Here is a 13,251-nt window from a genome sequence, read left to right on the forward strand (position 1 = left end):
AATTCCAATACGGCGTTCATTTTTTTCACCTCCTTTAAATAATTTGGCTTTCATTGGCGGCACAAAAAATTACTTGTTAGCGACCACCTAGTATTTGTAATCGTTGTTATTGTGGGTATTACATCCGCTGCTTGACCTTTACCAGCTGTATCATAAGCTAATTTTTGTAATTCCAATACGGCGTTCATTTTTTTCACCTCCTTTAAATAATTTGGCTTTCATTTAGCAGCACCGAATACTTGGTGTCGACCAAATAGTTGCTAGAGTCGTTATTATTGTTGTGACTGTTGCATCCTCCGCTTGGCCTTTACCATCAGTGTTATGCGCTTATTTTGCAAGCTAATCACCCTTGTTCACTAGTGACTACTAGAGCCTTGGCCTTTGTTCTTTCTAGAAATTCATCCGAATTAATCAATGGTAACCAATAGAGTGGATTATCTTTGACTACCCCCATTAATGCTAAAATTATTCCTGAACTCCCTGTATAAACATCATCGGCTAATCTAAAAGAAAATTGTCCTGGGTATACATAATAACCATTCTTCTCAATTAAAAAGAGATTAAGTAACTTCAATACCTCACTAACAATTTCCTCGCGATTTTTACCATGTTCCATCATAGAAGGGATTAAAAGAAAACTACCTGCGCCATCAAATAAGCTTCCACTAATTGTACAACAAATCTTTGATAATTTTAAAACCGCATCCATCTCTTCTCTATAAAGGTCTTGTCCACTGACATGATTTAAAAACCAAATTGAAATAGCAATTCCAATAGATCCTCCAGAAAGATAAGGCAATAGGCGATTTCTCTTATCCAATGTTTGTAATACACCACTTACATCATCTTTTTTTGTTGATTCTAAATCTTCCTTTAGTAATAACTCAGCCTTTTCTAGATACTTCTTATTATTGGTCGCTGAATAAAGTGCTGAATAAAACAGCGATACCCCAGATAATCCATCAATTGCACCTATATCAACCGCCATCCAGTCATTAACTCTTAACGGTTCACCTTTAACTCTGTTAAATTCAATTAATTCTTCTATTTCTATTGCAAATTGTAAATATTCCTTGTTTTCTGTTTCTAGGTATAAACTAATTACGAATAAACCTATCCCTGAAAGACCAGAGCGTAAAGAAATATTAGTTTCATTAATATTATCTTTTAAAACCCTCACTTCATTTAAGACAACTTCTTTATAACCTTTTTCATAAAGCAAAGCCAATATTCCTGTCTTTCCAGTCAATAATCCATTGTCTTCAATTCGAGCTAAATTGTCTAATAAAAAACTTTGAATCCATTTATCTACTTCTACAGTTTTAGATTGTTTTTTAGTAAGTGTAAAAGCTGTGCCACTTCCTCCAGTTAAAAAGTTAAATTTTCCCCCGCTCATCATGAACTGACGAATGTCACCGTTAATGAACCTTTCATCATTAGTTAAATTATTTTCGATTCCTTTTATTAACTTATAAATAATAGACGAGATGTTAAAGTCACTTGACTGATCACTAAGGTTAATTTCTTTAGGCGTATACTGTTGATAATCATTTATTCTCTTATTGCATTTTTCTTGTAAATCTACAATGAAACGATAAAATGAATCTCCATAGTTTTCTTTTATCCAATTATGATGGTTAGATTGTAGATACCCCTCTAAATCTTCTGAGGAAAGGACTGGAAGCACCAAAAACATTACAATTTTCTTTAATCCGAACCAATCTCTTGCACCACTAACTTTCATTTCTCGCGAAACAAATCCAGTCGTAGCCATACTAGGGTTGTCTTCAGAGTTTACAGGCATAGCAGTTTCAAAATCTATTATCCTAACGGTTAAGTCCTCGGTTACCATTACATTTGATGGTTGCAAATCACCCATAGCCACTCCATTTTGATGCATATGATCTATAAGCGGGAAAAGTTGTAACAGTATCTTTTTAACGTTTTTAGCGTGATCCCTTATAAGTTCACTGTCTTTAACGAATGGAAAAGTTCGGGCAATCCATTGCCTTAAGTCTTGCCCTTCTATGAATTCCTCTACTAAAAAGTAATGTTCCCATTCTTGGAAATACTCAATCAAATTAACAACACCGGGTACATCTTTAAGTTTTTTTAAAGCATCATATTCAATTTTTTGCCTAGCTAAGGCATCTTGACCTGCCCCATCTAAACCAGCATTTGGTCTGGCCTCCTTGATAATCACTTTCATATTATCTTTCTTTCGAGTCGCACGGTATACCCCACCAGCATTACTATAGGTAAGTGCAGTTTCAATCTCATAATTCTCTAAATTGCCTTCCACTTTAGTTTCCAAGTCATTATTAATGGTATTCAGATAATCATCGAAATCCTTTACAAAGTCAGGAACCTGGTAAAAAGGAGTTCTTTGATCCTTAATTAGATTTCCTTGCTCATCTCTAATGCAATGTTCGCCATGTTCATTAATTATATTTTTAAATCCTCCATATCTATAGAATACATTACTATTTTTCCATCTCTTATCATTAAGAATATAAGGTCCTTTTTGAAAATCCTGAATTGTTGAAGAAATCAATTCTAACAATTCAACAAAGCTTTCATTATTAATAGGGTAAATTGTTATAAATTTCCCAGAAGAAGCACGATTAGCATTTTTCGAATTCATCTCAATAAAACTGTTTCTATCCTTAAGGTGCTTGAACTCAATTTTCCTATCTATACATAACCGAGCAACCTTTTCTAGTACACTCTGTGAATCTTTAAATGTCGCAGTTACATGAATTTTCCATCCCTGTTCTGGTAGTGTTAATCCCTTGAAATGATAGTGCTTCCAAACGGAGTCACTGTCTGAAATAACATCATATGTATCAGGAATCTCATTCACTTCATATGCCTCTTCTATCGCGCTCATTTTTTCGTAATATTCTGAATCCGGTTTCATGTACTGATGATAAAGCATATTTCCTTCCATACATATCCCCCCATTTTTTATTCTTTCTCTATGTATATTCCATATGTCTAGGGAAAAATTGCCTATTTTCCGCAACATTCCCTTACATTTTCTTCAGGTAATATGCCAATAAAAGGATTTGAAATAGTGATATCAGGAATCTCTTTTTTTGCTTTTGGAAATTTTTATAATGTAATACTACCTAGTCTGGAATAAGGGAAGCAACATGGGTGTGTCCTATCTCGGTTATTATAAACCTACTAACATGGTTTATTATGGAAGTTAAATCTAGTGATTGAGACAGGAGTGAATGTGATTATTATGATTGACTATTGGAGATGATTGGCTGTCACAAAAAAGCTGCTGATTAGATTTAAGCTTGTAATTGTGCATCTAAAAGGGGATAAAATCTACACTCTGCCACTTTTCTCTTACGAATGTAGTAGCCTGTCGGAGCTAGAAGTATGGTGTAAGAAAAAATGTTAATTATTGACAATAACAACAATATCAAATTTATAGTAACATTTGGAGATGACTGTGTCAATGCTTTCTGATTATTTTAGTTATTAATACTTTATTTTTATTTTTAGTAATAGAGTACTGATCTCTCCAGTGTTGTATTATATAAAAAATTTAGCAGAAATTAAATTTAATCCCCTTTTACAATTAATGTTGTTCTGGATATGTCAGAAAAGTGTTGATGGAGTACTTCCTCAAGCTCTTTTTCGATTAGATTTTCAAGTGTTGGCAAAATTTCAAATAGGTCCATCTTATTAAAGCGATAACGTGTAAATTGATTGGCGATAAATTGAGACGAATTAATGGCTCTTAAGAAGTTACCCATCTCTTTCTTAATTACACGTTGTACGTCCTCTTTCTTTATTGATTTCTTCTTAAAACCAACAATCGTTTCATCTACAATGTTTATGAGTTTTTCGGGCTCTTGGCTGTTTCCACCAATTACCGAAAAACCAAAGCCCTGTTCATTTGTATAATCAAAAGTAAATGTCTCATCTAAATAACCATTGTTATACATCTTTTCGTACGCTTCAGAGCTATTACCAAACATTAGTTCTAGTAAAACATTTAGAGATAGCTCATATTTAAGCATGTCTTGACCTTGTCTTTTAGGGTTAGATTCTTTATATCCTATTAACACTTTAGGTGTTTCTACTGGCAGCTTCATAATACTTGACCTTCTGTTCACTTTTGCTTCTTCTTCAGGGTATATTCGATGAATTTCTGTTGGTTCTCGAAATGTTTTTTGGTTCTGATTGTTTCGGATAAGCCTTATTACTTCTTCGGGAACTACAGGCCCAATAACAAAAAGTAACATATTATTAGGGTGATAAAAAGTATTATAGCAAGTGAATAAATCCTCCTTAGTGATTTGATTGATAGAAGTTATTGTTCCGGCTATATCAACTTTCACTGGATGACTCTTATACATATTTTCTAAGATTCCAAATCGAGCACGCCAGTCGGGACTATCCTGGTACATTTTTATTTCCTGTTCAATGATCCCTTTCTCCTTTTCTACGTTTTCATCCGTAAAATATGGTTCTTGAACAAAGTCTAGAAGGGCCGTCAGATTGTTATTTATGTTAGATGTTGCTGAAAATGTATAAGCCGTGCGAGTAAAACTAGTAAATGCATTAACAAAAGCTCCTTGTTTTGCAAATGTATGAAAAACATCAACCTTCTCACTTTCAAACATTTTATGCTCTAAAAAATGTGCTATTCCATCTGGAACTTGAGTGGCACAATTATTTCCTGGAGTTGAAAATTTATTATCTACTGAACCATACTTTGTTGTGAATGTGGCAAATGTTTTATGAAAGCCTTTCTTAGGAAGTATGAAAACTTCAAGACCATTGGTGAGCTTTTCATAATATATTGTCTCTTGTACTCTTTTATAGACCATTGACTCCATATTATTTACTCCTTTCTATTTAAAAAGTAGATTGTATCAAGTTCCCATTTGTTGGCAGCGCGAATGACATCGCTTTTGGATACCCTATTTATTCTGTTTATCTGATCAACTATGTTACTTGAAAACCCGCTATCAACCGCTTCGATGGATATATCTATAATTCCTAGAGGAGTATCATATGCTTCAAGTAATAGGTTAATTAACATTGCTTTACCTTGTTCAACTTCATCCTCAGTAAAGTTACCTTCTTTCATTGCGTACTCTTGTTCTCTTATAATTTCAACTGCACGTTCATAATTATCAAAATCAATCCCGGCCATCGTTAATAACAACCCTTTATTGCTCTCTAGTTGGGAAAATACAAAATAAGCAAGGCTTTTCTTTTCGCGCACATTAATAAATAATTTGGAAGATGGATATCTGCCAAAAATCGCGTTTGCCAACCTTGTAGCTTGAAAATCCTCATCTTGTATTGTCGAATAAGTTCTATAACCCAAAAGAAGCCTTCCTTGATTAACGTCCTGTTTATCTTGAATAATCTTAATACCATTTCTATCTTTTCTAGCTGGAGAAATGGTATTTACAGGTTTGTTATTATGCTGTTCAGAAAAAACGTCATGGACCATTAATTTAACCTCATCCTCATCAAAAGCACCAACAATGTATAAATCAAACCGATCGTTTTGAAGCAGATCTTCATAGATTTGATAAATGGATAAATCATTAAGGGAATCAATATCTTTCTCGCTACCATATGCAGGAAGCTGATACGGTTCACCTTCAAACATCTCTTCTATCAAACGAACACTAGCATATAACATTTTCTCATTATACATTGAGGCAAGTCGTTGCTTTAAGGAGCGTTTTTCTTGTTCGACGATTGAAGAATGAAATACACCATTTTCAAGAACGGGACTGTAAACAATGTCGTGTAATAAATCCAAAGCTGATTTCAGTAACGCATTAGTTACATTAAGATATTGAGCTGCAGGGATCTCCATTGTAAAAGATATAATATGATCGTCTCCATCTTTTTTTATATCTGGGGAAAGAGTTGCACCGTACATCTCATCAAGCTTTTGTTTTATTAGCTTATGGTTTGGATAATTTTTTGAACCTCCATTCAGAATATGGGGAATTAATGCCCTTGCAGTAATTAAATCTTTTTGAAGAGGTGACTTCATCGTCAACATTATACTTATTGTCTTAAATTTATCTGTATTGCAAAGATGAAGGTGCAACCCGTTTTGTTCACTCGAACGAATAGCTATCTCATCCATCTCCTATATCCCCCTTAATTAGAAATTATTGTTAAGATTTTTGATAAAAAAATTTGAAGTAAATCCCTCTTTTTCTGATATGTGTATAATTCACAACTAGGTATAATTACTTTCATTTTCTACCTGTGTTATTATATTTTATCATACCATTATTTGTACTGGAAGCTTATTAATACGAAATAATTCAAATTAAGCATATCGTATTTCTGTAATAATACCTCATGATGCCATAATCACTTCAACGAGTTACATATCACAATAGTTTATTAGACTTCGGTCTCTTTTCTTTAGCCTCTTCGTTATAGTTCATGGGATGAGGTCTGTTTTGATGCATGGGCCATGCGACTGATGGCAAAGGAATGGATACGTTGAAGCGATTCAAGGAGTTGCTTGCCCTCAGAGGTGCTGATGCCGATCAGATCGAGGAGATCTGTTGCGACATGTCTCCGGCGTATATTCGTGACATTGAAGATTAATTTCCAAAAGCCGAGATTACGTTTGATAAATTTCATGTCATGAAGATGGTAAATGAAGCAGTAGACGATGTCCGAATCGCAGAGCAAAAGGAAACGCTGGGCACGCGGATATCGCAATATTGCAAACTTAGTCGCCATGGTGTATATGACGGCCAACAAGCTTCGTATGCCAGTGCTTGAAGCCCATCAGGTCACCTTAGCTTTTACCCACTGGTCCTCAATACGAAAAAAGAACTGGTGACAGCATGGAGCCACGCATCGCTCGCATCTGTACCAATTCCCTTGTCCGATTTTCAATCTATCAATCTCCTTGAAAGGCAGTTCCCCGTCCAGTAGAGCGAAGAGCCTATATTTCTCTACTGGTGCAAGGCTATTAATAAAATCAATAGTTTCATCAATAAAACTGCTCTCCCTACTACATATTCTCGTCAAAGTGAGACTTCAAAACAAGATCAGCTCTATCTGGATCAAGCCAGATTTCTTGTGTGCCCTCCTCAAATGGCTCTGGGTTTTTGGCTATTTCTTTCGATATTTATCACCTCTCTTGATTTTTTTTATGATAATGAATTAATTCTGGGTGCTTTGCTGAACTCCACTCAACTAAGCACCCCAGAATTATTTAGTAATGTTACTTGGTTTGATCAAGAATAAATTCGGCTTTCAACTTATGCACATTTGCGGCAGTTATTACTTGCTAGCGACCAAATAGTTGCTTGATTCGTTGTTACTGTGACTGTTGCATCCTCCGCTTGGCCTTTACCATCAGTGTCATGGACTCATTTTACAAGCTAAACATTTAATTACACTTGCTCACTAGTTACTCCTACTAGAACCTTGGCCTTTGTTCTTTCTAGAGATTCATCCGTATTGATCAATGGTAACAGTGGATTATCTTTGACTACCCCCATTAATGCTAAAATTATTCCTGAACTCCCTGTATAAACATCATCGGCTAATCTAAAAGAAAATTGTCCTGGATATACATAATAACCATTCATCTCAATTAAAAAGATATTAATTTTAAAATCGCATCCATCTCTTCTCTATAAAGATCTTGTCCACTCACATGATTTAAAAACCAAATTGAAATAGCAATTCCAATAGATCTCCCAGAAAGGTAAGACAATAGGCGATTTCTATTATCCAATGTTTGTAATACATCAGTTACATCATCTTTTTTGTTGATTCTAAATCTTCCTTTAGTAGTTGAATTAATGAGTTACGAATTGTACCGATTCCATCCGAACGCAGAGCCGATCAATGATTTTAATAGAATCGAGCATAATATGATCCATGAAGGCACGAACGTTCTTGCGGATGTCGTCTACCGTGTGATAGAACACGTTGTTAATCACATCGGATTTAAGCCATTTCCAGAGAGTCCTTCGACGATGTTGAGTTGTGGGCTATAAGGCAGCAGAAAAACCAGCTCAAGTCGTTCGTTCATTTCTTCCAAAAAGGGCTGCAACAGCTTCGCATGATGAATACGGGCGTTATCTAACACCATGACAATTTTACCGCCTGGATACTTTGAGATCACCTTTTGAACAAAACTCAAAAAAGTCTCGACGGTGTAGTGCTCGTCTTCCTCCCAAATGATCTGACCTGCTGCATAGTCAACTGTAGCCAGCAGTTTCACGCCCCGATACTTGCCGGTGGTTCGGATCACGCGCTGTTTTCCGCGAAGAAACCATGTTTTCTGAATAGCCTGATCGTCTCGAATCATGGATTCATCTTCAAACAGTAAGTGATCGATTTCACCGTTCAAGAGTTTTTTAAGTCGGGAAAGGTGTGTTCTGAAAACTGACGCTGCTTCTCTGGGTCCGCTGCTGCTAATGTAACGTCGGTTTCCTGTAACTCAGTCCTTGGCGATGCATCATTTTAGAGACGCCTCGCACGGAGTAGCGATGACCGAACTCGCGTTCAATAAAAGCAGCAATAATTTCAAGTGTCCAGTTATGACGTGCCGTGAAGCCAACCTCATGCGGGACTAAATAGATGATGGTTTGCTTCAGATGTAGCTTTTCACCGTTCCTTTGCTTGCCTCATAGCTAGGCTCACTTCATTTAATGCCAATTGATGATTCATCTTAATCCCTGCCTATCCGAATAGGTTTTTCATCTTATTCGACAAGCAGGCGTAATCCTTACCATAGTTTTCTTAAACTTAAGTTCAACTTATATGGTAACATATGGTTTTACTTTCGAAACTTACCATCCAGATCAAACAGCTTGGTTAAGCGACCCCCTATTTTCCTGATATATGTATAATTCACAACCAGGTATAATTACTTTCATTTTTTACCTGCTGATTATATTTTATCATACCATTATTTGTATTGGTAGCTTATTAATTGGAAAAGTGATGTTTGATTACGAAATAATTCAAATTAAGCATATAGTGTTTCTGAAATAATACCTCTTGATGCCATAATCACTTATGATAGATTCTTATTAAATAGGCCTATTATGAGAATCCTTACTTGACTACCTCCCAACATACTCTATGAGGGTGCTCTACAATACAAACCATTCTAGAAAGTAAAAAATATTTACAAGTGTTTGGAACCCTAATCACTTCAACGAGTTACATACCACAATATTTTAGTAGACTTCGGTCTCTTTTCTTTATCGGACCAATCGTGTTTTGTTCTTTTATTCATTAACGCCCCAGCCTTAGATAGCTCTTATCTTAGACTGGGACGTGTTTATTGCATACTAAAAATGCCTAGAATTGCAGCGTAAAAATGCTGAAGTTAGATGCAAAAAAGGCACTTGTCAGCCCCTTAAATTCCTCCTATCGTTAGGTTTGCTGAGAACTTAACAGAGGAGACGGGAAGGATGCTGAAAATGCCTCAACAACACTGTATCAGATTTTTACGCGAAGCAGAAGGGTGCTCGATCCGTGACCTCGCCAGACAGATGGGCATTCACTGGAGAACCGCGAAGAAGTACACAGATCATCCAACTGGAACGAATCGATAGGTAAAAGAAAGCGTAAAAGGCCAGTTATGGGGCCATATATGGAGATCGTGGACACATGGCTGGAAGAAGTTCGCCTGCTTCCCCGGAAACAGCGGCATACCGGCATACGGATCTACCAGCGGCTGAGAGATGAACACCAGTTTACAGGCGGACAACGAACCGTTTTGGCCAATGTCCAGAAGCGAAAAAACGAAATAGCTTGAACACGCTAAAACCTACGAACGGTTGGAGCACCCACCGGGAGAAGCACAGGTGGATTTTACGATCATGCAGGTCAGTCGAGCGCAGCAGCTACTCACCTACAAGTTGCTGGTTCCGTACAGTAATGCTACATTTGTATATCCAACATTGGCTGAGATGCTTTTAGAAGCGATGAAGCGGTGTTTTGAAGATGGGAGGCGTCTTTATTAGAGAAAGAAGGAATATGAGAGGCGACGAAGAAGTATAGGACGAAGAAGTATAGCTCGAAGTAATCATGTGACCTAGAAGAAGGAGGAACTCATGAATTATCGAGGAAGGTTTACCGGATGCTCTATGCAAAGTCTGAACTATGAACAATGGCGGTTGTTTGCATAGAGCTGGAGAATTCGCTACCGCCCAGACATCGCATCTTATGCTGCTGCTGCTGATAGCTTGGACTTTGCTTCCTTCATCAGTATTTATATAAGGAGCAGAGCGAAGATGAAATACGTGAACGCAGATCATGTTTTCCCGGAGGCATTAATCAGGGAAATACAGAAATATATCCAAGGCGGATTGGTGTATATCCCCACACCCAAGTCGCTGCATAAGAAGTGGGGCGAGAATACAGGCAGCAGACAGCTGTTGAACCGGAGAAACACGGATATCCGCAATCAATTCGAAGAAGGTTCAACGATTGATGATCTTGTGGAAAAGTACTGCCTGTCGCAGGAAAGCATCAAAAAGATCGTATATACAAAATCATAGAGGTTGTTAGGCTGCATCAGAGCATCATCTGGTGCAGCTTTTTTGTAATGTTTGTTTTTAATTATCTATTCCCTATCCAAATTGTATGCCTCTATTTACAATAAGACCAATAGGCGTAAGACATGATTGGGTATGAAACCTGATGACGAGAGGTTATAAAAAATGCTCAAAATAGGGGTTTGGGACAAATGTTAGATTTCTTTCAATATGACACGGATGAAGAGAGAAGATTACTGTTAGCGCGAGCAGAAATGTAGCTCTCACCGCACTGCAGCGGTATGACATCGAATGGGAACGAATACAGTTCATTCAGTTATCGGATACGATTACGTATCAGATCGAGACGAGCATGAAGCAGCGCTATTTGCTTCGCATTCATTCGGATCGCTGCGGTAAAGAAGAAATATGCTCAGAGCTTGCGCTGCTACAGGCTCTGACTCAATCCGAAGGACTGATCGTTCCGGAAGGGGTAGCGAGCAAGGATGGCTCCTATGTCATGGCAATCGATACGGAAGCGGGATACCGCCGGCCCTATGTAACGTTAATGCGCTGGGTGGCAGGGGAACACGCTAGTGAAATGACGGACAACCGCATTTATCGAATGGGGGCGATGATGGGACGTCTTCATGAGTCAGCAGCCAGGATTACGCTGCCTCCCGGCTTTACTCGTCCGGGATGGGGGGTGGATAGCTTTACAGGTGAGATGAAGAAGCTGGAGCGTTATTATTATCGTTTTTTATCCGAACAAGCATGGAGCATATACCAAGCTGCCGCAGAAAAAATCATTTCGCATATCTCCGTTATGGAGAAGAATGAGGATATCTATGGTCTGATCCATGCGGATTTACATTCCGGGAACATCGTATTTAACGGAAATGAGCCTTGTCCGATTGATTTCGGACGATGTGGATATGGCTATTACCTCTATGATATGGCAGGGGCTTTATTAGAGCTTGGCCCGAAGCAGCGAGAACATTTTATTGAAGGGTATGAGAGCGTGAGAAAGTTGCCTCTGGACTACGTTCGGGATGTAGAATGCTTTTTCGTCATGTTCATGATCGAGAACGGCTGTCATCATGCTTCCAACCCGGAAGAGACGATCAATCTCATATCCGAACAACCGTTCGCATTGGCGTATTTGCGAGAGTTTTTACAACAATCATCGTTTTTATTTCGGAGAATTGAGCCTGTGAGCATGGACTGTTCTGCTGCCGCTACTCCTGAGTAAGGAATGAAAAAGAGCTGCCAATGCAGCGCTATGACCTGCCTCGCAGCTCTGGCACTCTATATTTGAGTATCTTATCCGATACGTAGTTACTGCCTTCTTTGAATCTACTATGAACTAAGAATATCTTTTCAACCTGTTACATCAATAGATAGCGTTGGTACAAATATGATTTCATCTACTTTACCTTCATCATTCATTTTTACGGCTGTAAGCCCTTTAGGCAGATATGCCCCTGTATCTATTCAAAAGTATTGCTTTCACTATCAAATTCCGCCCTACCTGATTTACAAGGAGTATGCCCGATAACCTGCAATTTACCAATATTCTTTAGTTGTCCCCTATTCCACAAGACACTTTCTGGATGAGATTCTTCAAATGGGTTTTCTGCTGTCGAAGAAATACCTGCATGACTAATAAAGGCATAGTCTGTTTCATAGTATAGAGGTAGCGATTTCAACCAAGAAATATAGTTAACTAGATCTAATGATTTTCTTTCAAATTGTTTTAATGTCTCTTGTCCACATTGTTTTAACCAATTCTCATTTCCTTCTTCTACATGCACAATAACTTCAAACTCATGATTTCCTTTAAGAAAGTAAACTTTATCGGGATTGTTTTTTGTAATTCGATCGCATATAAAATTGTCTCAGGAGAGAACTTCCCTCTGTCCGATAAATCACCAAGTTGCACTAAGATCAGTTTACCGCTATTCCAATGCTCATTAATTAATTTAGTAAAAGTATGAAAACAACCATGCACATCACCACTACTAATAACTCCATGTGTAACCCCCATAAAAGTCTCGCCGTAATTACAGATAACGAACCCGCATCTACGATGTTCCTACCCAAGCTTATTTTTTACAACTCCATAGTAGATAAGATGCTCATATTGATTTTCTTTCTTTACATGATCAATCAATACACCTTCTTTTATCATGCCTATTTTTTGTATAATTCGTCCGGATGCTGGATTAGAGGCAAAGTGTCGCGCATATACTTTATGATATTTTTTCACATTAAAAGCAAAGTCTAATATTGCTTTGGAAGCTTCTGTCGCATATCCATTTCCCCAAAACTCTTCACCAATCCAATAAGCTATTTCACCATTTTCAAAACGTTGATTATTAGTTAATGCTATCGCACCATATAGAGTCCCTGTTTGCCTATCACAAATAGCAAATTCATATGACTTATCAGCATTAAAGTTATAAATATGATGTTCTATCCATGACAAAGCACAATCAATTGTATATGGATATGGTAGTGTGAGTGTGCTTTTATATATATTGTAGTTATTACATAGTTTGGTAACAGTTTCAGCATCCGATTCTTCAAATAACCTTAAAAATAGTCTCTCAGTAGTAATCGTTTTATTTATGTTGTCATAAACCATTTTATTCCCACCTTTTTTATTAGTTGAGCATTTTGCATAATTCCAAATCTGGGTGAAGTGCAGAGAGAAGTGCTCAAC

At 37.3% G+C, this 13,251-nt stretch carries 12 protein-coding genes and 4 pseudogenes; 6 read left to right on the plus strand and 10 right to left on the minus strand.

The annotated features are described in order from the left end of the window. Nucleotides 1-50 precede the first annotated feature (50 nt). From LQV63_RS30520 to yfmF, 5 genes and pseudogenes are all read right to left on the minus strand, one after another. On the minus strand, nt 51-188 hold the full coding sequence (locus LQV63_RS30520) for a class III lanthipeptide (protein ID WP_233699535.1): 138 nt from the start codon (nt 186-188) through the stop codon (nt 51-53). 34 nt (nt 189-222) lie between these two features. After that, nucleotides 223-315 (minus strand): annotated as a pseudogene (locus LQV63_RS32285) (class III lanthipeptide); the annotation flags it as partial. Nucleotides 316-343: 28 nt separating this feature from the next. Further along, complete coding sequence (gene lanKC, locus LQV63_RS30525) at nt 344-2,950, minus strand: class III lanthionine synthetase LanKC (protein ID WP_233699536.1); 2,607 nt, start codon at nt 2,948-2,950, stop codon at nt 344-346. Between the two features lie 628 nt (nt 2,951-3,578). Then, on the minus strand, nt 3,579-4,862 hold the full coding sequence (yfmH, locus tag LQV63_RS30530) for an EF-P 5-aminopentanol modification-associated protein YfmH (protein WP_233699537.1): 1,284 nt from the start codon (nt 4,860-4,862) through the stop codon (nt 3,579-3,581). Between the two features lie 5 nt (nt 4,863-4,867). Continuing rightward, on the minus strand, nt 4,868-6,142 hold the full coding sequence (gene yfmF, locus LQV63_RS30535; RefSeq protein WP_233699538.1) for an EF-P 5-aminopentanol modification-associated protein YfmF: 1,275 nt from the start codon (nt 6,140-6,142) through the stop codon (nt 4,868-4,870). 332 nt (nt 6,143-6,474) lie between these two features. Here yfmF and LQV63_RS30540 point away from each other — a divergent pair, with 332 nt between their 5' ends. Both LQV63_RS30540 and LQV63_RS30545 read left to right on the plus strand, forming a co-directional pair. After that, on the plus strand, nt 6,475-6,618 hold the full coding sequence (locus tag LQV63_RS30540) for a transposase (protein ID WP_233699539.1): 144 nt from the start codon (nt 6,475-6,477) through the stop codon (nt 6,616-6,618). 12 nt (nt 6,619-6,630) lie between these two features. Then, nucleotides 6,631-6,798: pseudogene (locus LQV63_RS30545) on the plus strand (transposase); the annotation flags it as partial. Between the two features lie 485 nt (nt 6,799-7,283). Here the strand turns inward: LQV63_RS30545 and LQV63_RS32290 are convergent. From LQV63_RS32290 to LQV63_RS32300, 3 genes and pseudogenes are all read right to left on the minus strand, one after another. Next, nucleotides 7,284-7,379, minus strand: a pseudogene (locus tag LQV63_RS32290) (hypothetical protein); the annotation flags it as partial. Between the two features lie 590 nt (nt 7,380-7,969). Further along, the gene (locus LQV63_RS32295) at nt 7,970-8,344 is read right to left on the minus strand and encodes a transposase (RefSeq protein WP_407672996.1); all 375 of its coding nucleotides are present in this window, start codon (nt 8,342-8,344) and stop codon (nt 7,970-7,972) included. Nucleotides 8,345-8,450: 106 nt separating this feature from the next. Beyond that, a complete protein-coding gene (locus LQV63_RS32300) occupies nt 8,451-8,633 on the minus strand; it encodes a helix-turn-helix domain-containing protein (RefSeq protein WP_407672997.1) in 183 nt (60 codons plus the stop codon). Between the two features lie 1,007 nt (nt 8,634-9,640). Between LQV63_RS32300 and LQV63_RS30555 the strand changes: the two genes are divergently transcribed. The 4 genes from LQV63_RS30555 to LQV63_RS30570 all read left to right on the plus strand — a co-directional run bounded on the left by LQV63_RS30555 (nt 9,641) and on the right by LQV63_RS30570 (nt 11,778). Then, on the plus strand, nt 9,641-9,805 hold the full coding sequence (locus LQV63_RS30555) for a hypothetical protein (RefSeq protein WP_233699546.1): 165 nt from the start codon (nt 9,641-9,643) through the stop codon (nt 9,803-9,805). A 49-nt stretch (nt 9,806-9,854) separates the two neighbouring features. Beyond that, entirely contained in the window at nt 9,855-10,013 is a 159-nt protein-coding gene (locus LQV63_RS30560; protein ID WP_233699540.1) for a hypothetical protein, read from the plus strand. A gap of 270 nt (nt 10,014-10,283) precedes the next feature. After that, nucleotides 10,284-10,550: a CD3324 family protein gene (locus tag LQV63_RS30565; protein ID WP_233699541.1), complete on the plus strand. Its 267-nt coding sequence runs from the start codon at nt 10,284-10,286 to the stop codon at nt 10,548-10,550. Between the two features lie 349 nt (nt 10,551-10,899). Further along, the gene (locus LQV63_RS30570; RefSeq protein WP_233699542.1) at nt 10,900-11,778 is read left to right on the plus strand and encodes a phosphotransferase enzyme family protein; all 879 of its coding nucleotides are present in this window, start codon (nt 10,900-10,902) and stop codon (nt 11,776-11,778) included. Nucleotides 11,779-12,016: 238 nt separating this feature from the next. Here the strand turns inward: LQV63_RS30570 and LQV63_RS30575 are convergent. After that, nucleotides 12,017-12,573, minus strand: a pseudogene (locus LQV63_RS30575) (metallophosphoesterase family protein). A gap of 48 nt (nt 12,574-12,621) precedes the next feature. Beyond that, a complete protein-coding gene (locus LQV63_RS30580; protein WP_233699545.1) occupies nt 12,622-13,173 on the minus strand; it encodes a GNAT family N-acetyltransferase in 552 nt (183 codons plus the stop codon). Nucleotides 13,174-13,251 lie beyond the last annotated feature (78 nt).

Source organism: Paenibacillus profundus (assembly GCF_021369635.1).
Taxonomy (GTDB): domain Bacteria; phylum Bacillota; class Bacilli; order Paenibacillales; family Paenibacillaceae; genus Paenibacillus_B; species Paenibacillus_B profundus.

What these genes read in the sequence shown, in the direction of transcription:
- LQV63_RS30520 (WP_233699535.1), bottom strand. Translation starts at nt 188, where the DNA reads ATGAACGCCGTATTGGAATTACAAAAATTAGCTTATGATACAGCTGGT.
- lanKC (WP_233699536.1), bottom strand. Translation starts at nt 2,950, where the DNA reads ATGGAAGGAAATATGCTTTATCATCAGTACATGAAACCGGATTCAGAA.
- yfmH (WP_233699537.1), bottom strand. Translation starts at nt 4,862, where the DNA reads ATGGAGTCAATGGTCTATAAAAGAGTACAAGAGACAATATATTATGAA.
- yfmF (WP_233699538.1), bottom strand. Translation starts at nt 6,142, where the DNA reads ATGGATGAGATAGCTATTCGTTCGAGTGAACAAAACGGGTTGCACCTT.
- LQV63_RS30540 (WP_233699539.1), top strand. Translation starts at nt 6,475, where the DNA reads ATGGGCCATGCGACTGATGGCAAAGGAATGGATACGTTGAAGCGATTC.
- LQV63_RS32295 (WP_407672996.1), bottom strand. Translation starts at nt 8,344, where the DNA reads ATGATTCGAGACGATCAGGCTATTCAGAAAACATGGTTTCTTCGCGGA.
- LQV63_RS30555 (WP_233699546.1), top strand. Translation starts at nt 9,641, where the DNA reads ATGGAGATCGTGGACACATGGCTGGAAGAAGTTCGCCTGCTTCCCCGG.
- LQV63_RS30565 (WP_233699541.1), top strand. Translation starts at nt 10,284, where the DNA reads ATGAAATACGTGAACGCAGATCATGTTTTCCCGGAGGCATTAATCAGG.
- LQV63_RS30570 (WP_233699542.1), top strand. Translation starts at nt 10,900, where the DNA reads ATGAAGCAGCGCTATTTGCTTCGCATTCATTCGGATCGCTGCGGTAAA.
- LQV63_RS30580 (WP_233699545.1), bottom strand. Translation starts at nt 13,173, where the DNA reads ATGGTTTATGACAACATAAATAAAACGATTACTACTGAGAGACTATTT.